At 64.8% G+C, this 25,680-nt stretch carries 21 protein-coding genes and 1 pseudogene; 19 read left to right on the plus strand and 3 right to left on the minus strand.

Features of this window, described 5'->3' with window-relative positions; translation table 11 throughout:
• Window positions 1-37: 37 nt before the first annotated feature.
• Together pbpC and ELX51_RS02025 are read right to left on the minus strand one after the other, a co-directional pair.
• Window positions 38-2,149: a penicillin-binding protein 1C gene (gene pbpC, locus ELX51_RS02020; RefSeq protein WP_127751941.1), complete on the minus strand. Its 2,112-nt coding sequence runs from the start codon at window positions 2,147-2,149 to the stop codon at window positions 38-40.
• Window positions 2,146-7,632, minus strand: coding sequence for an alpha-2-macroglobulin family protein (locus ELX51_RS02025; protein WP_248305308.1), 5,487 nt, complete (start codon window positions 7,630-7,632; stop codon window positions 2,146-2,148). The genes pbpC and ELX51_RS02025 overlap by 4 nt, the downstream gene beginning before the upstream one ends.
• Window positions 7,633-7,803: 171 nt before the next feature.
• On the opposite strand from ELX51_RS02025, the gene ELX51_RS02030 reads away from it, so the two are divergent.
• The 18 genes and pseudogenes from ELX51_RS02030 to ELX51_RS02110 all read left to right on the plus strand — a co-directional run bounded on the left by ELX51_RS02030 (window position 7,804) and on the right by ELX51_RS02110 (window position 24,407).
• Window positions 7,804-8,097: a hypothetical protein gene (locus tag ELX51_RS02030; protein ID WP_127751943.1), complete on the plus strand. Its 294-nt coding sequence runs from the start codon at window positions 7,804-7,806 to the stop codon at window positions 8,095-8,097.
• Window positions 8,098-8,378: 281 nt separating this feature from the next.
• Window positions 8,379-8,762, plus strand: coding sequence for a RidA family protein (locus tag ELX51_RS02035; protein ID WP_127751944.1), 384 nt, complete (start codon window positions 8,379-8,381; stop codon window positions 8,760-8,762).
• On the plus strand, window positions 8,763-9,329 hold the full coding sequence (locus ELX51_RS02040; protein WP_248305222.1) for a DNA-3-methyladenine glycosylase: 567 nt from the start codon (window positions 8,763-8,765) through the stop codon (window positions 9,327-9,329).
• 136 nt (window positions 9,330-9,465) lie between these two features.
• Window positions 9,466-9,633 (plus strand): annotated as a pseudogene (locus tag ELX51_RS19890) (plasmid stabilization protein); the annotation flags it as partial.
• Window positions 9,634-9,669: 36 nt separating this feature from the next.
• The gene (locus tag ELX51_RS02045) at window positions 9,670-10,524 is read left to right on the plus strand and encodes an SDR family oxidoreductase (RefSeq protein WP_127751945.1); all 855 of its coding nucleotides are present in this window, start codon (window positions 9,670-9,672) and stop codon (window positions 10,522-10,524) included.
• Between the two features lie 69 nt (window positions 10,525-10,593).
• A complete protein-coding gene (locus tag ELX51_RS02050; RefSeq protein WP_127751946.1) occupies window positions 10,594-10,923 on the plus strand; it encodes a hypothetical protein in 330 nt (109 codons plus the stop codon).
• Between the two features lie 90 nt (window positions 10,924-11,013).
• A complete protein-coding gene (gene recQ / locus ELX51_RS02055) occupies window positions 11,014-12,846 on the plus strand; it encodes a DNA helicase RecQ (RefSeq protein WP_127751947.1) in 1,833 nt (610 codons plus the stop codon).
• Window positions 12,843-13,829 (plus strand): heparan-alpha-glucosaminide N-acetyltransferase, encoded by a 987-nt coding sequence (locus tag ELX51_RS02060; protein ID WP_127751948.1) that lies wholly within the window; start codon window positions 12,843-12,845, stop codon window positions 13,827-13,829. Before recQ ends, ELX51_RS02060 begins: the two co-directional genes overlap by 4 nt.
• Window positions 13,830-13,988: 159 nt before the next feature.
• Window positions 13,989-15,848, plus strand: a complete 1,860-nt coding sequence (locus tag ELX51_RS02065) for an ABC transporter ATP-binding protein (protein ID WP_127755145.1) — start codon at window positions 13,989-13,991, stop codon at window positions 15,846-15,848.
• Entirely contained in the window at window positions 15,845-17,737 is a 1,893-nt protein-coding gene (locus ELX51_RS02070; protein WP_127751949.1) for an ABC transporter ATP-binding protein, read from the plus strand. Before ELX51_RS02065 ends, ELX51_RS02070 begins: the two co-directional genes overlap by 4 nt.
• Window positions 17,738-17,837: 100 nt before the next feature.
• A complete protein-coding gene (locus tag ELX51_RS02075) occupies window positions 17,838-18,578 on the plus strand; it encodes a TSUP family transporter (protein WP_127751950.1) in 741 nt (246 codons plus the stop codon).
• A 34-nt stretch (window positions 18,579-18,612) separates the two neighbouring features.
• Window positions 18,613-19,524 carry a LysR family transcriptional regulator gene (locus ELX51_RS02080; RefSeq protein WP_127751951.1) on the plus strand — a complete coding sequence of 304 codons (912 nt, stop codon included), beginning with the start codon at window positions 18,613-18,615 and terminating at the stop codon, window positions 19,522-19,524.
• Window positions 19,525-19,572: 48 nt separating this feature from the next.
• On the plus strand, window positions 19,573-20,091 hold the full coding sequence (locus ELX51_RS02085; RefSeq protein WP_127751952.1) for a copper chaperone PCu(A)C: 519 nt from the start codon (window positions 19,573-19,575) through the stop codon (window positions 20,089-20,091).
• A 157-nt stretch (window positions 20,092-20,248) separates the two neighbouring features.
• Window positions 20,249-21,175, plus strand: a complete 927-nt coding sequence (locus ELX51_RS02090) for an ABC transporter substrate-binding protein (RefSeq protein WP_206524684.1) — start codon at window positions 20,249-20,251, stop codon at window positions 21,173-21,175.
• A gap of 75 nt (window positions 21,176-21,250) precedes the next feature.
• The gene (locus ELX51_RS02095; RefSeq protein ID WP_127751953.1) at window positions 21,251-22,222 is read left to right on the plus strand and encodes an ABC transporter permease; all 972 of its coding nucleotides are present in this window, start codon (window positions 21,251-21,253) and stop codon (window positions 22,220-22,222) included.
• 31 nt (window positions 22,223-22,253) lie between these two features.
• Window positions 22,254-23,219: an iron chelate uptake ABC transporter family permease subunit gene (locus ELX51_RS02100; protein ID WP_248305309.1), complete on the plus strand. Its 966-nt coding sequence runs from the start codon at window positions 22,254-22,256 to the stop codon at window positions 23,217-23,219.
• Window positions 23,216-23,974, plus strand: coding sequence for an ABC transporter ATP-binding protein (locus ELX51_RS02105; RefSeq protein WP_127751955.1), 759 nt, complete (start codon window positions 23,216-23,218; stop codon window positions 23,972-23,974). Before ELX51_RS02100 ends, ELX51_RS02105 begins: the two co-directional genes overlap by 4 nt.
• A gap of 34 nt (window positions 23,975-24,008) precedes the next feature.
• Entirely contained in the window at window positions 24,009-24,407 is a 399-nt protein-coding gene (locus ELX51_RS02110) for a VOC family protein (protein WP_127751956.1), read from the plus strand.
• Here ELX51_RS02110 and ELX51_RS02115 read toward each other — a convergent pair.
• A complete protein-coding gene (locus ELX51_RS02115) occupies window positions 24,404-24,826 on the minus strand; it encodes a helix-turn-helix domain-containing protein (protein WP_127751957.1) in 423 nt (140 codons plus the stop codon). The two genes, ELX51_RS02110 and ELX51_RS02115, sit on opposite strands and share 4 nt — an antisense overlap.
• A gap of 100 nt (window positions 24,827-24,926) precedes the next feature.
• Between ELX51_RS02115 and ELX51_RS02120 the strand changes: the two genes are divergently transcribed.
• Window positions 24,927-25,676 carry an SDR family oxidoreductase gene (locus tag ELX51_RS02120; RefSeq protein ID WP_127751958.1) on the plus strand — a complete coding sequence of 250 codons (750 nt, stop codon included), beginning with the start codon at window positions 24,927-24,929 and terminating at the stop codon, window positions 25,674-25,676.
• Window positions 25,677-25,680 lie beyond the last annotated feature (4 nt).

Below are 25,680 nucleotides of genomic sequence, written 5' to 3' on the forward strand. Positions count from 1 at the left end.
GGTTGCATCACAAATGAGCATACATAAGTCATGGCCGTCATTGAACAAACACCGTGGCCGAATCTGCGCGCCCTTGGGCATCGACCACGGCCAGTTCAACAAAGCCAGGTCCATCGGGATGCCAGCTGTTCTGGCGGGCAAAGGCCGAACTCCCGATCGGCGCGCCGTTGGCGAAAAAGGTAAAGGGTGGGGCGCCGTTGCGGATCTTGACCGTCAAGGGGCTGTCAGATCCCCCTGCGAGCCCCAGATCAAGGTCGACCCCGTCGAGGGGAAAAGCAATCTCTGGCCCGCTCTGCTGGGCTACCCTTGTTTCATCAGGATGCCGAAAGCGGCGCAGGGGCTGAGGCAGTTCCGAATTCGCCGTGCGCAGCACGCCCGGAGGCGGCTGGCGCAGAGGCACGGCGGGTGCCCCGAGCCGATCAAAACTCTCGAACAGGATCGGCGCAGCACTCGACACACCCGAAAGGCCCGGAACTGGCGCGCCATCCGGGCGGCCAACCCAGACACCGATCACAGTCTGACCATCAAATCCGATTGCCCAGCCATCGCGGTAGCCATAGGAAGTTCCAGTCTTGTAGGCGATACGGCCGGGAGAGCCATTGAGCGGCGGCGGCACGTCACCCAAGATGTCGGCGACATACCAGGCCGCGGTGGCATCCAGCACGGGGGCTGCCAGTGGTGGTTCGTCGGCCTGGGTCAGTGTTTCATGCAAGTGGACCGGGGTGCCGCCGCGGCCAAGCGCAGCATAAACCCCAACCAGATCGCGCAAGGTCAACCCGACGCCGCCCAGGCCCATCGCCAGCCCCGGCGCGGCGCCCTTGGGCAGGAGAGGCGTAGCGCCCGCTCGCCGCAGCCGCGACACCAGCCGGGCGGTGCCCACGGCATCGAGCACCACCACGGCGGGAATGTTCAGCGACTCCGTCAAAGCCTGGCGGATGCTGACCGTCCCGCGACTGTAACCATCGAAATTGACCGGCACATAGCTGCCAAAAGCGGTGGGCCGATCTTCGATCAGGCTTTCGGGATGCGCGAGTCCCAGTTCGAAGGCCAGCCCATAGATTAGCGGCTTGAGGGTCGAACCTGGCGAGCGAACCGCCTTGGTCATATCCACAAAGCCGGCGCTGTCCTCGGCAAAAAGGCCCGCCGAGCCCACGGAAGCCACAATGGCACCACTGCTCTGGTCGGCAACGAGGATTGCTACCGAAACGCCGGGTCCCAACTGGGCGGCTCGCACCGCCCCCAGCCGCTCAAGCGCAGCCTGGAGCGGGCGCTTGAGCGTCAGCCGGATTTCGCGTTGGTCGGGCGCTGCCACGAGCGCAGCCTGAGCGAGATGGGGCGCCAGCAAGGGGAAGGGATGGCGGGCGGTGGGGATGGGTTCGCTCATGCCCGCTGCGGCATCATCGGCGGTCAGAATGCCGCGGCTCACCATCCGCTCCAGCACCAGATTCCGGCTGGCCAGCGCCGCCTGCGGGTCGCGATCGGGCCGGCGCGCTTCGGGCGATTGCGGCAGTGCCACCAGCAAGGCGGCCTCTGCGGGGGTGAGGCGGACCGGCTCCTTGCCGAAATAAGCCAGGCTCGCGGCGCGAATGCCCTCGAGATTGCCGCCATAGGGCGCCAGTGTCAGATAAAGGGCGAGGATCTGGTCCTTGCTCAGCGCGCGCTCGAGAGCATCGGCATGCACCATCTGGCGCAGCTTGCCCCAGCCATTGCGCGTCGGCTCGCCCTCCAGCAGCCGCGCTACCTGCATGGACAGGGTGGAGCCACCCGAAACGATGCGCCCGCCCGCGCCGACAAACTGCCCCGCCGCCCGCAGCATCGACCACCAGTTGATGCCATGGTGGCTGGCAAAATCGCGGTCTTCATAGGCCAGCAGCATGCGCAGGAATTGCCGGTCGACGGCGTCTGGAGCAGCCGGCAAGCGCCAGCGCCCGGCGATGGTGAAGGGGCGCAGCAGCGCGCCGTCGCGGTCCACCACGACGCTCGAGACCGGCATGGTGGCGAGATCCGGCACGGGCGGCAGAGTGGCGCGGATCTCCTCGATGGTCGCGCGCAGGCAAAGGGCGCCGCCCGACCCCAGCACAAGCAGCAGCAGGAGGCCGATCGCGAGGAGGCGCCGGGCGCCCCAGCGCCTCCGAGGGGCCGGGCTCATGGCCCAGCCGGGACAACCTCAAGGCTCCCGGCTCCCCCGTTGGCGCGCAGTTCTGGCCGGTACATGTCCTCCACCGTGGCGCCGGGCAGGGCGAACTGGCCCGGCGTGACCGCGCGGACGAGGTAGGCCGTCGAGAACTCGGGCGCTTCGGACCAGTAGCGGAAGGCGGCGACATATTGGTCGGTCCGTGCTTCCACATGGGCGGGGGTGGCGACCTCCAGCCAGGCAAAATCGGCAACGCCTTCGCCGCCCGCCAGCCGCGGGTTCTCGATCTCAAAGCCGGCGGGCAGGGGATCGACCACCAGATATTGCCCGGAGCCGAGTGTGGTCGGGGTGACCGTCAGCACGACCACCAATTGCTCGTTCTGGGCAATGGGAGTGGCGGTGGGGTCGACCGGGGTGCCATCGGGGCGGAAATATTGCCGGCTGAGACTGAAGCCGTTTTCGCTCGCGGGCGGGGCGACGGCTGGGACCCCCGTCACTGCCACCATTGCTTCGGTGGGCGTGGTGCCGGTGTTGCTCAGCTCGACCGGCGTTTCGCTGAGTTCCTGCTGGCTCCGGCGCCGGAAGATATCCCCGGAGAGGGGCTCGCCCGCGAGGGTGATGCTGCTGGTGGCCGTCTGGTCGGCGAGTGCTGCTGCCGCGAGGAGCGTCCAGGCATCCTCCTGGGTGGAGGTGTATTGGGCGTTGTTGCGCTGCTTGCTGAGGCGAGCGGCTAGAGTGGATGGATCAACTCCGGCGGGGGCGAACTCCGCAACCAGGGCCAGCACGGCGGCGGTGTCGCGCAACTGACTGCCGTAATCGGGGCGGTAGCCGGTGCGGTCATCGCCCCCTGCGAGCGCGTCGGCCGCAGCCAAAAACGCATCGGCTGCGCGGGTTTGGTCGCCATAAAGCGCGAGCGCCGCGCCCAGCTGCGCCTTGGCCAGGGGCGTTGCGAAAGCGTCGAGGCGGGCTTCCGCGTAGTAGCGCAGATCGCCGATGGCGGCGCGGCCGGCGCGGGCGAGGTCATGCAGGGCATAAGCAATGCCTTCCCCGCCATCGGTGAACTCGCTGGCATAGGCGACCTGGTTAGCCAGGTTATCCAGCGCCATCTCCAGAGATTGCTCTGGAACTGCAAAGCCTTGCGCCTTGGCGCGCAGCAGGAAGTCCGTGACATAGGCATCGAGCCAGAGATCGGTGGTGTCATAGGCGCCCCAAAGGCCGAAGGCGCCGCCCGAGTTCTGGTTGGCGAGGAGGCTCCTGATGGCGCCGCGGATGCGCTCATCAAGCTCGGTATCGTTGCCCAGACCGAGCATGGATGCGGTATTGTTGAGGTACAACAAGGGCATGGCCCGGCTCGTGACCTGCTCGGAGCAGCCATAGGGATAGCGGTCGAGCTGGGCGAGGAGCGAGGGGACATCGAGCCGCGCGATGGGGCCGACCGCCAGGGTCAACTCACCGGTGCCGGGCAGCAAGCCATTGAAATGGCTGGCGTCCAGCACAAGGGTGGCGCCGGCTTCGAGCGGCAGGAGGTTGCGCGTGGTGGCAGGATTGCTCGTGGCGAGCACGCCCAGGGTCAGGAGCTTGGTTTGGGTGGGGCCATCGGGGGCGGTGATGGTGAGCTCGAGCGGGAAATCGCCGATCTGCGTGCCCGAAAGCGCCACGTCAAGCGCCACCCGCTCGCCGGTCGCGAGGGTCACGTCGGGCTGCGGCAGCTCCGCCACAAGGCCCTCGCCGGTGCTGATGGCGAGGGCGTAAGTGCCTGCGGCGCCTTCGATATTGTTGATTTCGACCAGGAGGCGCGAGGTGTCGCCGACCCGCAGGAAGCGGGGTGGGCTGAGGGTTGTGACCACCGGGTCGCGGACCACGACATCAGCCTGGGCATGGCCGAGCGCGGTATCGGTCCAGGCCATGGCCATGAGGCGCACGGTGCCGGCAAAATCGGGCAGGTCAAACGTGACCTCGGCCACACCATCGCCATCAACCTGAACGGTTCCTGAATGAAGCGCGACGAGAACCGAAGTGGGTGGCGGCGTGCCGAGCCGGACACCGGCGCCATCGCCCCCGGATCGCATGGCGCCGGGCAGGCCCTGCATGGGATCGATCAGCTGGCCATAAAGGTCGCGGAAGGCGACGCCGAGCTGGCGCTGGCCGAAATACCAGCCATCGGGATCGGGGGTGGCAAAATTCGTCAGATTGAGGATGCCGAGGTCAACGGCGGCAACCGCGACATAGGCGGTGGTGCCGGGCGCGACATTGCCGAGCTTGACGCGGGCGGTCACCGCTTCGCGCGGCAGGGTGATCTCGGGCGCTTCGATGCTGACTTCGAGCACGCGATCGCCCGGATCGACATCGGCATAGGCGAGGCCGAGCGCGCGGGCGGGCATGCGCTTTTCGGCGGCGTCGGAGGGACGATAAAGAATGGCGGTGACATAGGCGCCCGGCCCCCAAGCCTCGGTGACGGGGAGCGAGACCGAAGTGCCTTCGGCCGGGACGGGGACGGCCAGCATGTCGATGATGCCCTGATCGACCACCATGACGAGCGCCGTGCCGGCAAATTGCGGCTCAAGGCGCAGCGTTGCGGTGTCGCCGGCGCGATAGGCTGGTTTATCGAGGGCGACCTGGAGCGTGTCGGGCGTGTCCGAGCCCGCTTCGGCATAGTAGTAGCCGGCATAAAAGCCGTAGCTGCTGGCGGTGGCGCCGGGGCCGCGGCTATCGACGTCGAGCTGGTAGCGACCCGAGGCGACGGGTGCGGCGATGGTGGCGGGACCAGCGGCCGTGGTGTCGAGCTCGCCATTGGCGACTTCGCGGCTGGTGCTGATCGCTTCCCACTTCCAGGTGCTGCCGTCGCGATACCATTGGTAGCTGGTTTCGATGCGCGACAGCGTCCACTGCAGGTCCGTAACGGCGACGGGCTCGCCATCGGTGCCGACCACGAGAATGTCGAACCGGGCTTCGCTACCTTCGGGCAGGTCGCCGGTACCAAACAGGGGCTTGATGCCGATGAGGTTGGTCGCGGCACGCACCGGGCGGGTAAGGCTGCGCTCGACGGGGCGACCATTGGTGTCAACGAGCCGGAACAGCAACTGCGCTTCGAGCGGCTTGGTGGTGACGGGCAGCTCGGGGATGGTGAGTTCGGCCGCGGCAGTGCCGTCGCTGCCGGTGGTGGCGACGACGCCGAGCGGGCGGCGGTCGGTTTCGATGGCATCATCCAGACGGCCGAACTGATAGCCGGGGAAAGCCGGGAGCGTGGTGCGCGGGCGCAGCACCAGATCGGCCTCAAGCTTCAGATCGGGCGCGGTGGCGCCATAAAGATAGCGGGCGGCAACATCGATGGCGGCCGTTCCGCCAGGCCTAACAGGGCCTTCGGGGGCGGTGACCTCGAAGGCCAGCCGCTCGGGCTCGAAATCTTCCACGAGGAAAGCAATATTGGCCAGCGGCTCGGCCTTGGGATCGGCAAGAAGGCGCAGATGCCAGGAGCCGCGCATGGCTTCGGCCGCCAGGGGCAGGGCCTGGTGATAGCTGCCGCTACCCACGTCGGACAGCAATTGACGCGAGGCAATGACGCCATCGGGGCGTTCGACCTCGAGGGTCAGCGGCAGGTCCTTGACCGCCTCGGCATGGTTGTCGCGCAGGAGCGCGGTGAGAAAGACGGTTTCCCCGGGGCGGTAGACACCGCGCTCGGTGGTGGCAAACAGATCGAGCGGACCGGGCGAGGGGCGCCCCTCGACGCCGCGGTCGGTCAGATCGAAGGCGGGCTGGGACACGTCGAGAAAGGCATAATCGCCGGCCGAGGTTTCGGCGACGAGCAACTGGGGCGCGCGGCCGCCGGTGCCACGGGCAAGGCCCGGCGTAAAGTCAAAGCGCCCCTGCGCGTCCGTGCGCCCTTCGCCCAGGATTTCGTTGTTGACGGCAACGAGGCGCAGGCTGGCATCGGCCACCGGCTCGGCCGATGTCAGCGAGCGCACAAAGGCATGCACGCCATCTTCACCGGCAATAGTGGTGAGGCCCAGATCGGTGACGATGAACCATTGGGTGGCGATCTCGTCCCAATATTCGCTCTTGCTGTCCTTGACCCGGGCGGTGATCACATAGGCGCCGGGTGCGACCCCGGCCAGGACGTCCGCCACGGGAAGGGCGGTGGTGGTCATGGCGTTGCGTGCGCCAGTGGCAAGGTCGACCTCGCCTTCCCAGAGCTTTTCGCCATAGTCATTGGCCACGGTTTCGGCGGAATAGCCGGTCAGGGTGCCACGAAACACATTATTGCGCACGGCGGCGGCAATGGAGCGGTCGCCAATGCGGTAGATCACCGCTTCTGCGGTTTCGGCATTGATCGAGGAGATCGGCAGCCCGCCACCGAGACCCGCGGGCAGCACATAGGCATTGTTGGCAAAGCCCACAAAGGGCGAACGGTCGGGCACGTAAACGCTCAGCGCCACATCCTTGCGCAGGGTCTCGTTGTCGGCCGAAGGCAGGCCGGCGCGCAGGCGGATCTCATAGCGGCGGCCATGTTCGGCGCCATCAAGGCAAATCTGGCTGGTTTCGGTTTCCACCGCCAGCGTCGGGGCGTTTTCGACCATGACGAACGGGGTCAGGTCGGTATTGCCAGCGGGCAGGGGATCGGAAAACACAACGCAGATGCGCGGCGATACGGCTTCCGCATCCACCTCATGCGAGACAACGCGAAAGCCGTGTTCGGCCACGGCTTGTTCGAGCCGCTCGGCGGTGGCGGGATCATTCGCAAGGGCAATGCTGGCGCGATAGGTAGCAATGGCTTCGCGCCACATTTCCCGGCGCGCGAGGCCGCGGCCGAGGAGGGACAGGGCATAAGCGCGCTCGGCTTCCCCTTCGGACGCCAGAAAGCCGTTGAGCGCGGCCGAGGTGCCGACAACGCCCAGATCATAGCTGTTGTCGCCCTCAGATTGGCCGGCCACCGCGTCAGCTTGCGTGAGGGCGAGCTCTGCCAGCTCCAGCCAAACGGCGGGGTCATTGCCGTTGATCGCCAGCGCCTGGCGCAGGTTCAACATGGCGGCGGCTGGATTGGCTTCGGCGGCGGCAGCACGCCCCTCCGCCACGAGATCGGCATAGCTGGCATTGGGCGGGGGTGGATCGGTTTGTTCGAGCTCGGCGGCAAAGCGTCGGGCTGCATCGATCAGGTCGGCGGCGGGAAAGGGCAGTTCGGTTTGGCGGGCCGCGGTGATCTCTTCGGGGGAAGCGCCATGGCTGACGCGGCCGGAACTGGCGGCGGCGAAGGGGACCTCATCGGCGCTGCCCGATTTGAGAAAGCACCAGTTCGCTTCGGTGTTGAAGGTGAAGGCGCGGCAAAGATTGTCGTCTTCGCAGGCGGCCTGACAGGCCCCGATGGTGGTGTTCTGTTGCACGGCATAATCAAAGCCGGGCAGGTCGATGCCGGGCAACAGCTCGGTGCGGCTTGGCTGGGCCAGCGCCCCGCTGGCCAGCATGGCAACCAGCGTGGCGCCAAGCACCGCGACACTCCGCATCATCACGCGCATTGGTCCCACCCTCATGCCCCCCGGCGCTGCCACCTTATGTGCACTCCCAGGTGGCGTAAAGCGCCACTGCAGCAAGCTTGCTGGCGCGACTGTGAGTCGATGGCGGGGGAACATCTGGGGAAAGGACACGTTGGTTTTGGTGCAACCCAAAGGAGAACCAACATGGCCAATCCTTCCAGCAATACCGGCAATCGCAGCGGCGGCCAGCAGGGCGCCAAAACTGCCGGCCAGGGCGAGCCCGGCGCCACCCTCGACGAGTTCGACCTTGCCGCCGATATCCAGGGCAAGAACAGCCTGCAAGGCGACAACCAGACCAATGTGGTCAACCAGCGCCAGGCGCAAGCCGGCGCCAAGGGCGAAACCGATGGTTTGATCGAAAGCTTTGAAAAGCTCGACAAGGATGTCCGGGCCGAACGCGACCTGGGCAAGGGCAATCGCAGCGGCGGTAAGCACTAACTTCGATCAGTGGCCAACAGGCCGATCATTCATCCCAGATGTGGGTGATTTGCCCTCCCTCCTCCTTGGGGAGGGGGTGGGTTTGGTGACCCGCCGATGGACCTCCACCCTAGCCCTCCCCTCAAGGGGGAGGGGACTGATCGAGTTGGCGGCGGCGCTCGGGTTCTGCGCGGGCGGTCCGCAAAGATTTTGCACAGGCTTTTGGAGGTCGCGGGGCGCAAGGGGGCGCGAAAGCGGCTAGGTTTTGGCCAGAAGGACAAAATCGAAAAGGAGCCGGATACATGCCGATCAAGCGCTATGGGGCGGAGAAAAGCGGTGCGGGCGGGCAGAACCTGCCATTTGCGCGGGCGGTGGAAGCCGGCGGCTTCCTTTATGTCTCGGGCCAGGTCGCGATGAAGGACGGCGAGATCGTTGGCACCGGCATCGTCGAGCAAACCCATCTGACCATCAAGAACCTGATCGCGATCCTTGAGGAAGCCGGCTACGGGCTCGAACATGTGGTGCGCTGCGGCGTGTGGCTCGATGATCCCCGCGATTTCTGGAGCTTCAACGCCGTTTACAAGAGCTATTTCGGCGAACATCCGCCGGCACGCTCGGCCGTGCAGTCGCACATGATGGTGGATTGCAAGGTCGAGATCGACTGCGTCGCCTTCAAGGATCCCTGAGTGGCGCAAACGTTGCTGAGCGCAGCGTTTTTCAACCGTCCGGTGACGCAGGTCGCGGCCGAGCTGATCGGCGCGACCCTGCTCGTCGACGGGGTCGGCGGACGGCTGGTCGAGGTGGAAGCCTATGACGGGGCCGACCCGGCCTCGCATAGCTTTCGCGGCCCGACGCCGCGCAACGCCGCGATGTTCGGGCCGCCCGGCCAATCCTATGTTTACAAGATCTACGGCATCCATTGGTGCCTCAATTTCGTTTGCGAGCCCGGCAGCGCGGTGTTGATCCGCGCGCTCGAGCCCACCACCGGCATCGCGCAAATGCGCGAGCGGCGGGGCGGATTGCCCGATCGCCAGCTCTGTTCTGGGCCGGGCAAGCTGTGCCAGGCACTGGGGATTGATGGCAGGCACAATGGCCTGCCGCTCGACGAGCCGCCTTTTGCCGTGCTGGCGGCAACTGGTGAGGCGCGCGTCGGCACTGGGCCGCGCATCGGCATCACCAAGGGCGCCGATACGCCCTGGCGCTTTGCCGAACCGGGCTCGCCCTTTTTGAGCCGGCCGCTGCCCTTGGGCTAATCTTGGTGCGCTCGGCGGAACAATCCGGGCGCCCGATCTTTTTCCCTTTATCGACGGCTTGGCAGTGACGGCAGCGCGCGGGTCCTTCCCGTCAGCGCTGGTCCACCTTTGCCGCTCCGCAAGAGGGAGATCCACCATGCCTCAAAGCGACAAATCCGCTTACACCGACAAGCAAAAGCGCAAGGCCGAGCATATCGAGGAAGGCTACGAAAAGCGTGGCCTGCCTGAAGAGGAGGCCGAGCGCCGGGCCTGGGCCACCGTCAACAAGCAGGATGGCGGGGGCAAGCAATCCGGCTCCGGCCGCAAGCACTAGTTCCCCACCAACCCAGAAGGTTCCCCCATGTCCGACGATCAGATCAATCCGCCCCAGCACCAGGACCATCAGCCCGGCCGGGAAACCGAAATGACCCCGGCACCCGATTTTGCCCCCAAATTCCCCGGCAACGGGCGGCTTGCCGGCAAGGTCGCGATCATCACCGGCGGCGATAGCGGCATTGGCCGGGCCTGCGCGGTGCTGTTTGCCCGCGAAGGGGCCGAGGTCGCGATCGTTTATCTCGAGGAAACCGAGGACGCCAAGATCACCGCCGACGCGATCAAGGCGGAGGGCAAGAATGTCCTGCTGCTGCGCGGCGATGTGGGCGAAAAGGCCTTTTGCGACAATGTCGTGGGCAAGGTGATCGAGGAATTTGGCAAGATCGACGTCCTCGTCAACAATGCCGCCGAACAACACCCGCAGGAAGAAATCACCGACATTTCCGAAGAACAGCTGGAAAAGACCTTCCGCACAAATATCTTTGGCTACTTCTTCATGACCCAGGCGGCAATGCCGCATCTGCAGTCGGGCGCATCCATCGTCAACACCACCTCGGTCACCGCCTATCGCGGCTCGCCCGAACTGCTCGATTATGCCTCGACCAAGGGCGCGATCCTGGCCTTTACCCGCTCGCTTTCGGGCAGCCTTGCCGAAAAGGGCATTCGCGTAAATGCCGTGGCGCCCGGCCCGATCTGGACGCCACTGATCCCCGCCACCTTCCCCGAGGACAAGGTGGCCGAATTCGGCGCCTCCCAGCCGATGAAGCGCCCCGGCCAGCCCAATGAAGTGGCGACCTGCCACCTGTTCCTGGCTTGCGACGAGAGCTCCTACATCTCGGGTCAGGTGCTGCATCCCAATGGTGGCGAGATCGTCGGGGGCTAAGCCGGCGGCAGATTGATCTCTTGAGGGCCCCATGCCACTCCTTGTTGCGCGATGCAGCGGGGGTGAGGCATGGGGCGCAGTGTTTTGGTGCGGCTGGGCGGATTGGCGGCGATCGCCATTGGCGTCGCTGTTTTGTATTTCTTTTTACTGGTGCCGCTCGGGCAGGCGCAAAGCGGCGCGCCCGAGGTGCACTATCAGCTGCGCGCCTTTGCGCTGGTGCCGCTATGCCTCGTCTTCGGGCTGGTGTTTCTGCTCGGGGGCGAGCGCTTCCAATATCGCACGGCCGACCACAAGAACCTGACCGCGGCAGGCTGGATCGCCTTTGCCGTCGTGGTGGCGCTCACCGCAATGGGCTGGTGGTGGTTCGACAGCCAGTTCACCGCGCTGGGCTATGTCTAGCTGTTGAATCAGCTGTGAGTTGCCCGTCACGCTCAGCTATGCTCGAAGCACGGTGCGGCGGGATTCGCCGCTTCGGAGCCCCTCCCTCGCATGGCAGCCTTGAGCCAAACCACCTCGCTTGATCTTCGCCCCGATCCCCTGGCGGTGCTGCGCGATGTGTTTGGCCACAAAAGCTTCCGCGGCCAGCAGGAAGAAGTGGTGCGCCATGTCGCCGATGGCGGCGATGCGGTGGTGCTGTTTCCGACGGGCGCGGGCAAATCGGCCTGCTACCAGATCCCGGCCCTCTGCCGGCATGGCGTGGGCATTGTGGTTTCGCCGCTGATTGCGCTGATGCGCGACCAGGTCGAGGCGCTGCGCCAGGCCGGGGTCGCGGCGGCGGCGCTCAATTCCTCGCTGTCGCCCGAAGAGTCTGCCCAGGTGCGCGGGCAGCTGCGCCGCGGCGAGCTGGACTTGCTTTATGTGGCGCCCGAGCGGGTGGCGACGCCCGGCTTCCGCAACATGGTGGATGGGCTCGATATCGCGCTCTTTGCCATCGATGAAGCCCATTGCGTCAGCCAATGGGGCCATGATTTCCGGCCCGAATATCGCGAACTCGCCCAGCTGACCGAACTCTTTCCCGGCGTGCCGCGCATTGCCCTGACGGCGACGGCCGACCCCACCACCCGCGCCGATATCATCGAGCGGTTGGGCCTGGGTGGGGCGCGCGTATTTGAGACCAGTTTCGATCGCCCCAATATCTCCTATTCCATCATCGAGCGCGACAATGCCCGCGCTCAGCTCTTGCGCTTCCTTGAGGGGCACAAGGGCGAAAGCGGCATTGTGTATTGCCTGTCGCGGGCCAAGGTGGAGGACACCGCGCAATGGCTGGAGGGTAAGGGCGTTCGCGCGCTGCCCTATCATGCCGGCATGGATGCCAGCATCCGCTCGGCTCACCAGGACATCTTCCTGCGCGAGGAGGATGTGTGCCTCGTGGCGACCGTGGCTTTTGGCATGGGCATCGACAAGCCCGATGTGCGCTATGTCGCCCATCTCGATCTCCCCGCCTCCATCGAAGCTTATTACCAAGAAACCGGCCGCGCCGGGCGCGACGGCCAGCCCGCCGACGCCTGGATGAGCTATGGCATGGCCGATGCGGTGCAGCGCCGGCGCATGATCGACGAGGGCGGGGCGCCCGACGAGATCAAGCGGGTCGAGCACGCCAAGCTCAACGCGCTCCTGGGCGTCTGCGAAACTGCCGAATGCCGGCGCCAGGCGATCCTCGCCCATTTCGGCGAAGTCTATGAGGGCCCTTGCGGCAATTGCGATACCTGCCGCTCGCCCGTCGCCAGCTGGGACGGCACCGAGGCAGCGATCAAGGCCATGGCCGCGATCTATCGCACCGGGCAGCGCTTCGGTTCGGGGCACATCATCGATGTGCTGCTGGGCAAGCGGACCGAAAAGGTCGAGCGCTTTGGCCACGACAAGCAGGCCGTGTTCGGCCAGGGCCAGGAATATGACAGCCGCACCTGGCAATCGGTGCTGCGCCAGCTGACCGCGTCCGGCCTCGTGCGGGTCGACCATGCCGCCCATGGCGCCTTGACGCTGGGGGAGGGCGCGCGCGCCGTGTTCCGCAAGGAGCGCACCGTCACCCTGCGCAAGGACCGGCCGAAAAAAGCGGCCGAAGTGCGCCGCCAACTGGCGGGCGCGGTGGAACTCGACGAAGCCGATATGGGCGTGTTCAATGCCCTGCGCGCCGAACGGCTGCGGATCGCCAAGGCGCAGGGCGTGCCCCCTTATGTGGTCTTTGGCGACGCGACCCTGCGCGCCATGGCGCAAACCCGGCCGGCCAAGTTGCACGATCTGCTCAATATCCCCGGCGTGGGGCAGGCCAAGCTCGAGCGCTATGGCGCGGCGTTCCTGGCCATACTGGATAGGGCGCGGTGAGCGAGCTCACCGCCCCACCGGTGCGCGCCCGCTTCCCGGTGATCGACATCGCCCGTGGCGTCGCCATCATTGCGATGATCATCTATCACCTGTGCTGGGATCTCGCCTATTTCCGCTTCATCCCCGCCGATGTCGGGTATGACCCGGGCTGGGTGCTGTTTGCCCGCAGCATTTTGTACAGCTTCCTGTTCCTTGTCGGCGTCGGCATGGCGCTGGGCAGCCGCGTGCCGACCGATTGGCCCCGGTTCTGGCGTCGCTGGGGGCTGCTGGTGCTGGGAGCGCTGGCGATTACCGTCGCGACCCTCTTCGCCTTCCCCGACACCTTCGTTTACTTCGGCGTGCTGCACGCCATAGCCCTTTTTACCCTCCTGGCGCTGCCGCTGCGCCGGGCGCCCTCCTGGCTGATCGGGCTAATCGCTGTGGTGGTGCTGGTGCTGCCCGCGGTCTTCTCCAACGAGTTCTTCAACGCCAAGGCCTGGTCCTGGCTGGGGTTCTGGACGGTGGCGCCGCCCACCAATGATCTCGTGCCGGTTTTTCCCTCCTTTGGCGTGGTGCTGCTGGGGCTGCTGGCCGGGCGCTGGTTGATCGGGTCGCGCTGGAGCACGCGCCTCGCCGCCATTGCCCCCGCCAATCGGCTGGCGCGGGTACTGCAAACCATGGGGCGCTGGAGCCTCCTGATCTATCTCGTGCATCAGCCGCTGCTGCTCGCCGTGCTGTTTCCGCTGGCCGGCTGGCTGCAGCCCCAGATCGCCATGCGGCAAACCGACTTCCTCAATGCCTGCCAACGCACCTGCGTCGAGGGCGGCACGACGCCGGGCCTTTGCACCACCTATTGCCAGTGCGGGCTCGAGACCGTGGAAGCCAATGATCTGTGGGATCCGGTGTTTTCCGGCACCATATCGGCCGAGCAGCAAGCCCTGCTCGATGCCGGCAACCGGCGCTGCTCGGCCGTAATCTATCCCGAGCTCAATGAACCTAAGTGACAGTTCCGTCACAAAGCGCCTAGCGTGGCGCTTTTTTGCGCAAATTGCCTCTTGAATGGTACTGACGATGGGCGTTGAATAATTCCACGAGATGATTTGTCGCACCCGGTGGCTGCCCTGCGCCCCACCGGAGCACCCTTTTTGAAGTCTGGATCTGCTGTGACCACCCCCTCGGCTGGCCGCGTCCGTGGGCGCGCTGACCCCCGCGCTCACCTGGCCTCTGTCCATGCCGGTAAAGGCACCGGCGTCTTGTGGCGCATCACCAAGCTGACGCTGCGCCATCCCTGGCAGGTCACCATTGCCATCGGCTCGACGGTGATTGCGGCGGGACTCCAACTGACCATTCCCCGCCTGCTGGGCCGCGCGGTGGACGAGGCGCAGGGCATTCTGGTGGCGGGCGATGCCGGCGAGCGGGCGCTCTGGACCACGGCGCTGCTCCTGCTGGCCGTGTCGGTGGCGCGCGGGCTCTTCACCCTGGCGCAGAACTATTTCAGTGAATCGGTGGGCCACACCATCGGCTACGAACTGCGCCTGGCCTTCTATGAAAAGGTGCAGCGCCTGAGCTTTTCTTTCCACGACCGCATCCATACCGGCGATCTCATCACCATCGGTCTGCTCGACCTCGATGGCGTGCGCATGTTCTTTTCGACAGGGCTCGTGCGCATGGTGCTGCTGTCCGTGCTGATCGGGCTGGGCGCCTATCTGCTAATCTCGACCGATCCGCTGCTGGGCGTCTTGAGCCTGAGCTTTGTGCCCTTTGTCGCCTGGCGCTCCTCGGTCGCGCAACTGACCCTGCGCAAGACCTGGCTGATGCTGCAGGACAAGCTGTCCGCCGTCACCCGCGTGATGGAAGAGAATCTGGGCGGCATTCGTGTCGTGCGCGCCTTTTCGGGCCAGAAGTTCGAACTCGCCAAGTTCGACCGCGCTTCGGCAGAAGCCCTGGAGCTCGCCTATACCCGCGTCGGCATTCGCGTGCGCAACACCAGCGCCATGACCTTCTCGTTCTTTGCCGCCATGGGGCTGGTGCTCTGGTTCGGGGGCAACAAGGTCATCGACGGCACCATGACCGTGGGCACCCTCGCTTCGTTTTTGACCTTCATGACCATTCTGCAGATGCCGGTGCGCCAGCTCGGCATGATGGTCAACAGCTTTGCCCGCGCCGCCACCTGTGGCGGACGCCTGTTCGACTTCCTCGACCAGCCGCTCGAGATCGACGACAAACCCGCGGCCAAGCCGCTCAAGTTAGGCGAAGGCGTGCTGCGCTTTGAGGATGTGCACTTCACCTATCCCGGCGCGCTGTATCCCACGCTTGACGGGGTGAGCTTTGAAGCCAAGCGCGGCCAGACCATCGGCATTGTCGGTGCCCCCGGCAGTGGCAAGTCGACCCTGGCCCATCTGATCTCGCGCTTTTACGAAGTGAGCGGCGGGGCGGTGACCATCGACGGGCAGAACGTCAACGACGTGACCCTCGCCTCGCTCCGGCGCGCCGTGGCCGTGGTGCAGCAGGACTCGTTCCTGTTCACCACCACGATCGAAAACAACATCGCCTATGGCGATCCCTGGGCCAAGGAGCGCTCCATTGCCGGGGCCGCCGAAAGCGCCCAGCTGCACAACTACATCATGGGCCTGCCGGCCCAATATGGCACCGTGGTGGGCGAACGGGGTGTCTCGCTTTCGGGTGGGCAGCGCCAGCGCCTGTCGATTGCCCGCAGCCTCGTGCTCAAGCCGGCGGTGATGGTGTTCGACGATTCCACCGCCGCCATCGATGCGGGCACCGAGCACCGCATCCGCAGCGCCATCAAGCGCTATGCGCAGGATCGCGTCACCCTCATCATCTCCCACCGCCTGAGTTCGCTGATGCATGCCGACCAGATCCTGTTTCTTGATGGCGGCAAGATCGTCGAGCGCGGCAGCCATGAGCAGTTGCTGGCCCAGAACGGTCGCTATCGCGCGCTCTACGACCTGCAGGTCAAGCCGGTCGACGCCGAGGACTTTGCCGTGGGGAGTGCGGCCCAATGAGCGTTATCGAGCATGACGACGACGTTCCGGTCAATCGCGGCCAGCGCCCGCCCCGCGCCACGGTGGGTTCGCACCGGATCGAGGAAGAAATCTTTGGCAAGGCCTATGATCCCAAGACCATCCGCCGGATCTGGGCCTTTGTGCATCCCTATCGCCGGCGCATGCTGCTGGCGGTGGCGGCGGTTATCGTTTTCACGCTGACCCAGCTGGCCATTCCGCTGATCATCGGCTTTGCCATTGACCGCGGCATGACCGCAGGCGGCGATCACGCCAACCTGATCGGGGCCGTCGTGGCCTTTGGCGTGGTGGTGCTGCTCAATTTCGGCGCCAGCTATGTGCAGGAAACCGTGGTCGGCGAAGTGGCCGAAAACGTGCTGTTCGATATGCGCCGCGCCATGTTCAGCCAGCTCCAGCGCGTGTCGCTGTCCTTCATGGACAAGACCGAAGTGGGTCGCCTGATGAGCCGCCTGCAGGGTGACGTCAATTCCATGCAGGAGTTTTTGGAAACCTCCGTGATCTCGGTGGGCGACATCGTGCTGCTGGTCGGCATTGTCGTCGTGCTGCTGACGCTTGATTTCCGACTTGGCCTGCTAACGCTCGCGACCATGCCGGTGCTGTTCGTCGTGCGCATTTTCTGGCTGCCGCGGGCGCGGGCCGCCTTCATGGCCGCGCACGAAACCAATTCCTCCACCGCGGGCGCCCTGGCCGAAGGCATTCATGGCGTGCGCACGGTGCAGAACCTCGATCGCCAGCGGGTCAATTTCGACCTCTATGACGACAAGGCCTTTGGTAACCTCAAGACCCAGCTGACCGCATCGAAATATGCCCAGGTCATGGTGCCCATCGTTGATAGCCTCACCGGCATCGCCATGGCTGTTGTGATCGTGGTGGGAGGCTCCATGGTGCTCAATGGCGGGCTGCAGGTGGGCGTGATCGTCACGTTCCTGTTCTATATCCAGCGCTTTTTCGATCCCATCCGCTCGCTCACCATGCAGTATTCTGTGATGCAGCGCGCCATGAGCTCGGGCCAGCGCATCACCGAAGTGCTCGATGTGCCCGTCGATATCGCCGACAAGCCCGGCGCCGTGGCGCTGACCGGGGCCATGGATGGCTCGGTTGAGTTCCGCAACGTGACCTTCGGCTATCGCGCCGATCATCCCGTGCTCAAAAATGTCAGCTTCCGCGTCAATCCGGGCGAAACCGTCGCCCTGGTCGGCCCGACCGGCTCGGGCAAAACCAGCGCCATGGCCCTTGTGCACCGCTTTTATGAAGTGCAGGGCGGCTCCGTGCTGGTGGGCGGTCACGATGTTCGGGATGTGACGCAGGAGTCACTGGGCGAGCAGGTGGCCATGGTGCTCCAGGAGCCGTTCCTCTTTACCGGCAGCGTGCTCGACAATATCCGCTACAACAAGGCCGATGCCACGCGCGAACAGGTGGTTGCGGCAGCCAAGGCCGTTGGCGCCCATGAGTTCATCGAACGGCTGCCCAATGGCTATGATGCCATGCTCGAGCAGCGCGGCTCCAATCTGTCGCTGGGGCAGCGCCAGCTGCTGAGCTTTGCCCGGGCGCTCGTCGCCGATGCCAGGATCCTCGTGCTCGATGAGGCCACCGCCAATATCGATTCCTATACTGAGCGGCAGATTCAGAAGGCGCTCCTGACCGTGCTCGAAGGGCGCACCGGGCTCGTGATCGCGCACCGGCTCGCCACTATTCGCGGGGCCGACCGCATCATCGTGCTGCAGAATGGTGAGCTGATCGAGAACGGCAATCACGACCAGCTCATGGCCAAGAACGGGCTTTATGCCCGGCTCTACAACATGAACTACGCCTCCTTTGACGACATCCCCGAAGAGGTGATCGCCGCCGGCCCCAAGGCCGCCTCCACCTGACCGCGCCAGCTTTGCCAGGAAAGCACCGGGCCATGCCCGATCCGTGCTGGCGCGCGGCTGCCCTGCCGGGCATGAACCCGGCTGAAACGGGGGAGCCCTGATGCTGAGCCTTGGAGCGGTGCTTGCCCTGTTGGGGGCGGTGTTTTTGACCTCGACCCTGTCGGGCGTCTTCGGCATGGCGGGTGGGCTGATCCTCCTCGGCATCCTTTTGGCGCTGCTGCCGGTGGGCACCGCCATTGCGGTGCAGGGCGCCATCCAGATCATCGCCAATGGCTCGCGGGCCTGGCTGTCGCGCGCCTTTATCGATTGGCGCATCATGGGCTGGATTACGCTGGGGCTGCTGGTGGCGGCCACCATCCTCTTCATCGTGCGCTATACGCCCGATCTCGCGGTTGTCTGCATCGCCATTGGGCTCTTGCCGATCCTTGTCTGGATTCCCGCCGACTGGCTGCGGCTCGATGCCAGCAAGCCCCATCATGCCGTGCTCTGCGGCATGCTCGGGGGCGGGCTTAACCTCGCGGTCGGTGTGTCGGGGCCGACCGTCGATATCTTTTTCATCCGCACCGCCATGGACCGGCGGCGGATCGTCGCGACCAAGGCGGCGGTGCAGGTGCTCTCGCATGGGGCCAAAGTGGTGTTCTACTGGAACGCCACCATGGTGCTGAGCTCTGGGGAATGGCTGGGCGTGGCGCTCGCCGCGCCTTTCGCGGTGGCCGGCACCAGCGCCGGCTACTGGATCCTGCAGCGCGTGACCGACGCCAATTTCCGCAGCTGGACGCGCTGGATCGTCTCGGCCATTGGCATTTTCTATCTTGCGCGCGGCCTTTCCCTGGTGCTCTGAACGCCCTATCAGTGGGCTCAGCCAGGGAGATGGGATGGCACCGTTCGACAGCGTCACCGCACGCCTGATTTTGCTGCTGGCCGATACCGGCTCGATCGGCCGCGCCGCCGAGCGCGAGGGCATTGCCTCTTCCGCCGTCAGCCGCCGCGTATCGGATCTCGAGAACCGGTTGGGCACGGCCCTGTTTGATCGCTCTGCCCATGGCGTGCGCCTGACCGCTGCCGGCAGCGCCTATGCCGAGGGTTGCCGCACCGTGCTGCGTGCCATCGCCGATCTCGACGCCACCATGGTGGATTTTTCCACCGGCCAGCGCGGCAGCCTGCGCCTCGCCTGCACCGGTTCGGCGCTGACCGGCCGGCTGCCCGAACTGCTGGCCCGCTATAGCCAGAACCATGCTGGCATCGGGCTCGACATCATGGAAATGGGCGCCGCCCGCGCGCTGCTGGCGCTCGATGAAGGCCGGGCGGATGTGGCCATTGTTTCGGACAATTACGATTTCGCCCGCTTTGAAACGCGCCCCTTCGAGGATGACCGCGTCTGGGTGCTGGCGCCGCCCGAGCATCCGCTGGCGCCCCGGCTCGAGCCCCGCAGCGGCATTGCCTTTGCCGAGGTGGTCGAGCACGCCATTGTGGGCATCCACCATGCCGGCGCGCTCGATCGCCTGCTCGCCGAAGCCGCCCGCCGCGACGGCCGCAAACTGACCGAAAGCCTGCGGGTGGAGAGTTTCCCTGCGCTGGTGCGCATGGTGGAAGCGGGCTTTGGCATCGGCTTTTTGCGCTCGACGAGCCTGCATCTGCTGGCGGGTACGGACCTCGCCTGTGCCCCGCTCGCCGATAGCTGGGCGCTGCGGCAACTGCTGGTCGCCCGCCGCCGCTCGACGCCGCTGTCAGCGCCGGTGAAGGGCTTTTTGTCGCTGGTCAGCGAAACCTATGCACCTACGCCCTAGTGGCGCGTTAAGCTGACGCCGTTCATCCGCTCACCCAGGATCACTCCGATGTTCCGCCGTTTCCGTGCCGCCGCCATTGTGTCTGCCCTGCTGCTCGTTGCGCCTGCTCTTGCTCATAACGGGGTGGTGCATCATGGCCCTCTCAACATTTCGGTGCCCTTTACCCGCGCGACCCTGCCCAATGCTCCCGTCGCGGGCGGGTATCTGACCATCGAGAACACGGGCGATGCGTCCGACCGGTTGGTTTCCGCCACTTCCCCCGCTGCCGGCACGGTGCAACTGCACCAGATGAAGATGGAAGGGGATGTCATGAAGATGAGCCCCCTGGCTGACGGCATCACCATCGAAGCGGGTGAAACCGTGGCGCTCGAGCCCGGTGGGCTGCACATCATGTTCCTGGGCCTGACCCAGCCCTTCGTTGAAGGCGAGAGCGTGCCGGTGACCCTGGTGTTCGAGCATGCCGGCCCGGTCGAAATCGAAATCCCCGTGCAGGCCGCCGATGCGACCGAAGCCCATGGCGCGGGTGAGCACGCTCATGACGCCCCCGAAGGCGAGCACAGCCACTAGGGACTAAAAACCCGGCGCCACTCGCCCTGTATAGGTGAGTGGCAGCCTCAACTATCTTTTGACTCGGCGCTTCCGCCCGGTTAGGTAACCCGACAAGCAACGTCAGCTTAAACTGGCAGTGCTGAGCTGTTTGCCCAAACCCTGGATTGGAAGTCTCGTGAACACCATCACCCGCACCCCCTCCTTGCTCGCCGCGCTCGTCGCTGGCGCGCTGGCCTTTACCAGCCTGGGCACCCAGGCTCAGGAAGTCACCGTCACCCATCCCCAGGGTGAAACCACCATCACCGGCGTACCCGAAAAAGTGCTGGTGTCCGATTGGGCAGCCTTTGACAACCTGACCGCGCTCGGCGTTCCGGTCGCTGGCATTCCCTCGTCCAATGTGCCCGCTTACCTCGCTGACTCCGTTCCCGCCGACGCGCTCAAGATCGGCTCGCTCCAGGAGCCCGATTTCGAAGGCATCGCTGCCGCCGACGCCGATCTTTATATCGTCGCTGCCCGCTCGCGCACCGCGTACCCGACCGCCGCCGAAATCCTGCCCACCATCGACCTGACCGTCGACAATGCCGATCTGGTCGAGGGCGTGGAAGCCAACATCACCAAGCTCGGCGAGATCTTTGGGCTCGAAGAGAAGGCCGCCGAACTCAACGCCAATCTCGAAGCCAAGATCGCCGAAGTCAAAGCTGCGGCCGAAGGCAAGGGCACCGCGCTCGTGCTCGTGACCAATGCCGGCAATGTCGGCGTTTACGGACCCGGCTCGCGTGTCGCCTGGATCTACAATGAACTCGGCATGCCCTCGGCCATGGCCGATGTGGAAGACGGCGATCACGGTGGCGACAGCGTTTCCTTCGAGTTCATCCTCGAAACCAATCCCGATTGGCTCTTCGTGGTCGACCGTGATGCCGGCGTTGGCGAGAACACCGGCGCTGCTGCCGCCCTGCTCGACAACGAATTGGTGAACCAGACCACCGCCGCCAAGGAAGGTCACATTGTTTACCTCGACCCTCAAGCCGCTTATGTCACCATGCATGGCTATAACGGCCTGATGCTGATGCTCGATCAGGTGCTGGAAGGCCTCAACAGCTAACACCGGCCCCTAGCGATCAATCATTCAGCCCGGCGGATCATTCCGCCGGGTTCTGCCATTTAAGAACGAGGTGCCATGCGGGCCTTGCCGCTGCTGATTATCGCTGGTGTGGCCACGCTTCTGCTGGCGATTGCGAGCCTGTTTATCGGGGTCAGCGATGTGACGCTGGCGGGAGTGTTTTCGGGTGGCCCCGAAGGGCGGCCGATGCAGGTGCTGCTGATCAGCCGCGTGCCCCGTACCCTGTCGCTGCTGCTCGCCGGCTCGTCCATGGCTATTGCCGGCCTTGTAATGCAGATCGTCGTGCGCAACCGCTTTGTCGAGCCGGGCACGGTGGGCACGACGGAGTCCGCGCTGCTGGGCTTTTTGCTCGTGACTCTGCTGGCACCCGGTTGGCCCATCATGGCCAAGATGATGGTGGCAGCGCTGTTTGCCCTCGCCGGCACTTTCCTGTTCTTGCGGGTGATCCGCAGCGTGCCGCCCCGCGATGTGCTGCTCGTGCCCCTGATCGGCATCATGCTCTCGGGCATTATCGGCGCGGTGACGAGCTTTTTTGCCTATCGCTTTGGCCTCCTGCCGTCGCTGCTCGCCTGGGAGCTCGGCGATTTTTCCGGCGTGCTGCGCGGCCGCTATGAACTGCTCTGGATTGGGCTGGTTTGTGCCGTCGCCGCGTATTGGGCCGCCGACCGCTTCACCGTCGCGGGGATGGGCGAGGATTTCACCACCAATCTGGGGCTCAACTACAACCAGACCATGACCCTGGGGCTCATCATCGTCTCGATCTCGAGCGCGGTGGTGCTGGTGTCCGTCGGCATCATCCCCTTCCTCGGCCTCGTCGTGCCCAATGTCATCAGCCTCCTGGTGGGGGACAATATGCGGCGCACCGTGCCCTGGGTGGCGGTATCGGGCGCGGCCTTCGTAGTGGCCTGCGATATCCTGGGGCGGGTGATCCGCTACCCCTATGAAATCCCGATCGGGGTGGTCGTCGGCGTCATCGGCAGTGTCATCTTCCTTTATCTGTTGCTCAGGACCCGTCGCAGTGCCGCCTGATCTCTCCACGGCTCACGCCCCGTTCCTGGGCATATCGCGCCGCACCTGGACCCGGCCGGTGCTGGTGCTGGTCATCCTGTCGCTGCTGGCACTCGTTTCCATCGTCTGCTTCATGACGCTGGGGGCCAAGGGCAGCTGGAGCTTCGTGATCCCGTTCCGCGGCCGCAAGCTCCTCGGTTTGATCCTCGTCGGCTATTCGGTGGCGCTCTCGACCGTGCTGTTTCAGACCGCCACCAATAACCGGATTCTCACGCCCTCGATCATGGGCTTTGATAGCCTTTACGTGCTGCTGCAAACCTCGCTGGTGTTCTTTTTCGGCATTGGCAGCCTCATCAGCCTCAATTCCGACCTGCATTTCCTCCTCGAAATGGTAGTGATGATCGGCTTTGCCAGCGCGCTGTTCTCCTGGCTGTTCGTCTGGCAGGAGCGCAGCCTGCATTTGCTGGTGCTGGTGGGCATTGTCTTTGGCATCATGTTCCGCAGCGTGATTTCCTTCATGCAGCGCCTGATGGATCCCAATGCCTTCAACGTGCTGCAGGACAGCTTTTTTGCGAGCTTCTCGCGGGTCGACACCGACCATCTCCTCTTCGCCTATGCGGTCCTGGCGGTTGTGACCATTGCCGTGATCCGGATGATCCCGGTCTTTGATGTGCTGACCCTCGGGCGCGCCAATGCGATCAATCTTGGGGTCAACTACAAGCGCACCATCACCGCCATGCTGATCATGGTGTCGGTGCTGGTGGCGGTCTCGACGGCGCTCGTGGGCCCGGTGACCTTTTTTGGCCTCCTGGTGGCGAGCCTGGCCCATTCGCTGGTGGGCAACAGCAAGCATAAATATGTGCTGCCCGCGGCGGTGCTCCTGGCCGTGATCTGCCTTGTGGGTGGGCAAACCGTGCTCGAGCGCATATTTGAGTTCGATACGGCGCTCTCGATCATCATCGAGTTTTTGGGCGGTATCGTCTTTATTTTCCTTGTGCTGCGGAGAACCGCGCGATGATCATCACCACCAACGTCACCAAACATTATGGTGCCAGCTGCGTGGTGGATGGCGTGACGCTGTCCATTCCTTCTGGCGGCATCACCTCCATTATCGGGCCCAATGGGGCCGGCAAGTCGACCCTGCTGTCCATGGTCAGCCGCCTCATGAGCATGGACAAGGGCACCGTCACCGTGGACGGACTCGATGTCAGCAAGACCGGCAGCGAAGTGCTGGCGCGGCGCCTGTCCATCCTGCGACAGGACAACCACATGACCGCGCGCCTGACCGTGCGCGACCTCGTTTCCTTTGGGCGTTTTCCCTATTCGCGCGGCCGGCTGACGCGAGACGACGAGAAGCGCATCGACGATGCCATTGGCTATCTCAATCTGGGCGAGTTGTCGGACCGGTTCCTCGACGAGCTTTCGGGCGGGCAGCGCCAGCGCGCTTTTGTGGCCATGGTCCTCTGCCAAGACACCGACTATGTGCTGCTCGACGAGCCGCTCAACAATCTCGATATGAAGCATGCCATGGGCATGATGAAGCTCTTGCGCAAGGCGGCCAACGAGTTGGGCAAGACCGTGGTGCTGGTGCTGCACGACATCAATTTTGCCTCCTGGTATTCCGATTTCATCATCGCCATGAAGCACGGCAAGGTCGCGGCCCAAGGCCCCGCCGATGAAATGATCCGCCCCGAAGTGCTGTCCGGGATCTACGAGATGGACATCAAGGTCCATGAGATCGGCGGGCAGCGCATCAGCGTGTACTACGAATAACGCCTACTGAGACCGCCCGAGGAGCGCGCCAGCCATGAAGCCAACCATCAGCATCATCACCATCGGCGTCGATGATCTGCCGCGCGCCTTTGCCTTTTACCGCGCGCTGTTCGAGCTGGGCGACGACCAGATCGGGGCAGGGGACGACCATGTGGCGTTTTTTCTCGATGAACGGCTGAGCTTTGTGCTGTTCCCGCGCACCCAGATTGCCGAGACCGCGGGGCTCGAAGCCCCCGTAGCGGGCTCGCCGGGCTTTGTGCTCAGCCACCGCGCCGCCGATGCCGTCGAGGTCGATGCCATTCTCGACCAGGTGCTGGTGGCGGGTGGCTCGATCATTACCCCGGGCACATCGTCCGAATGGGGCTACTCGGCTTACTTCGCCGACAGCGAAGGCAATGTCTGGGAACTGATGGCGACCCCAACCGCCAATTAAGCCGCGCCATTACGTTCGGCAAAGGCCTTGCGGCTCGCCTCGATAGCCGCGTGATGCTCTTCCGCCCACAGCCAGACGCCGCAAAACGCGCCCCCGAGACTCCGGCCCATCGGGGTGAGGCTGTATTCCACATGGGGTGGGATCACCGGATGCACGGTTCGTTGCACGAGGCCATCGGCTTCCATCTGCCGCAAGGTCTTGGTCAGCATCTTCTGGCTGATCTCGCCGACCTTGCGTCCCACATCGGTGAAGCGCAGCGTACCGTGATCATTGAGGGCCTCGAGGATCAGCATGGTCCATTTGTCGGCGACCTTGCCGATGATGTCGCGCACCAGGCGATCGAGTTCGGGATCGAGCGGCTTGCCGCCAGCGCGCTCGCTCCACTGGTAGATCGAGGGGGCTGAAACTTCTCGCGGCATCGACACTCTCCGTTGGGTGCGTATGGATCTTTTGGGTGCCTACTTCCCGTAGGAGAGTATGCGGCTTAACTCTGGGCGACACAAGCCAAGGAGAGTTTTCATGCGCATGAGCGGCAACACCATTCTCATTACCGGCGGCGGCTCCGGCATCGGCCGGGGCTTGGCCGAAGCCTTTCACCGCGCGGGCAATCAGGTGATCATCAGCGGGCGGCGCCAGGACGCGCTCGATGCGGTCACCGCCGCCAATCCCGGCATGGCGGCATTCACCGTGGATATGAGCGACCCCGAAGCGATCCGCGCCTTCGCCCAGCGGGTGATCGCGGCCTTTCCCGCGCTCAACGCCGTGATCAACAATGCCGGGATCATGGTCGATGAAGATTTGGTCGCGGGGGACTATCTGGCGATCGCCGAGGCAACGGTCGCGACCAATCTGCTGGGGCCGATCCGTCTTACGGCTGCCTTGCTGCCGCATCTGCTGGCGCAACCTCGGGCGGCGGTGTTGACCGTCTCCTCAGGCCTGGCCTTCGTGCCCAAGGCGTCGACCCCGACCTATAGCGCCACCAAGGCGGCGATCCACAGCTATTCCCAGTCGCTGCGCCATCAGCTGCGCCACACGGCTGTGGAGGTGATCGAGCTCGCCCCGCCCTATGTGCAAACCACGCTGCAGGGCGAAAAGCAGGCCAATGACCCCAACGCCATGCCACTGGCCGACTATATCAGCGAAACCATGCAACTGCTGGCGGCAGGACCCGAGAATGGCGAGGTGCTGGTGCAGCGCGTGCATCGCCAGCGCTTTGCCGAGCAGAGCGGCAATGCCGCTGCGGTGTTCGGCTTCATCAACCCGGCCTGAGGCC

The sequence above is a fragment of the Devosia sp. 1566 genome (assembly GCF_004005995.1).
Lineage (GTDB): Bacteria > Pseudomonadota > Alphaproteobacteria > Rhizobiales > Devosiaceae > Devosia.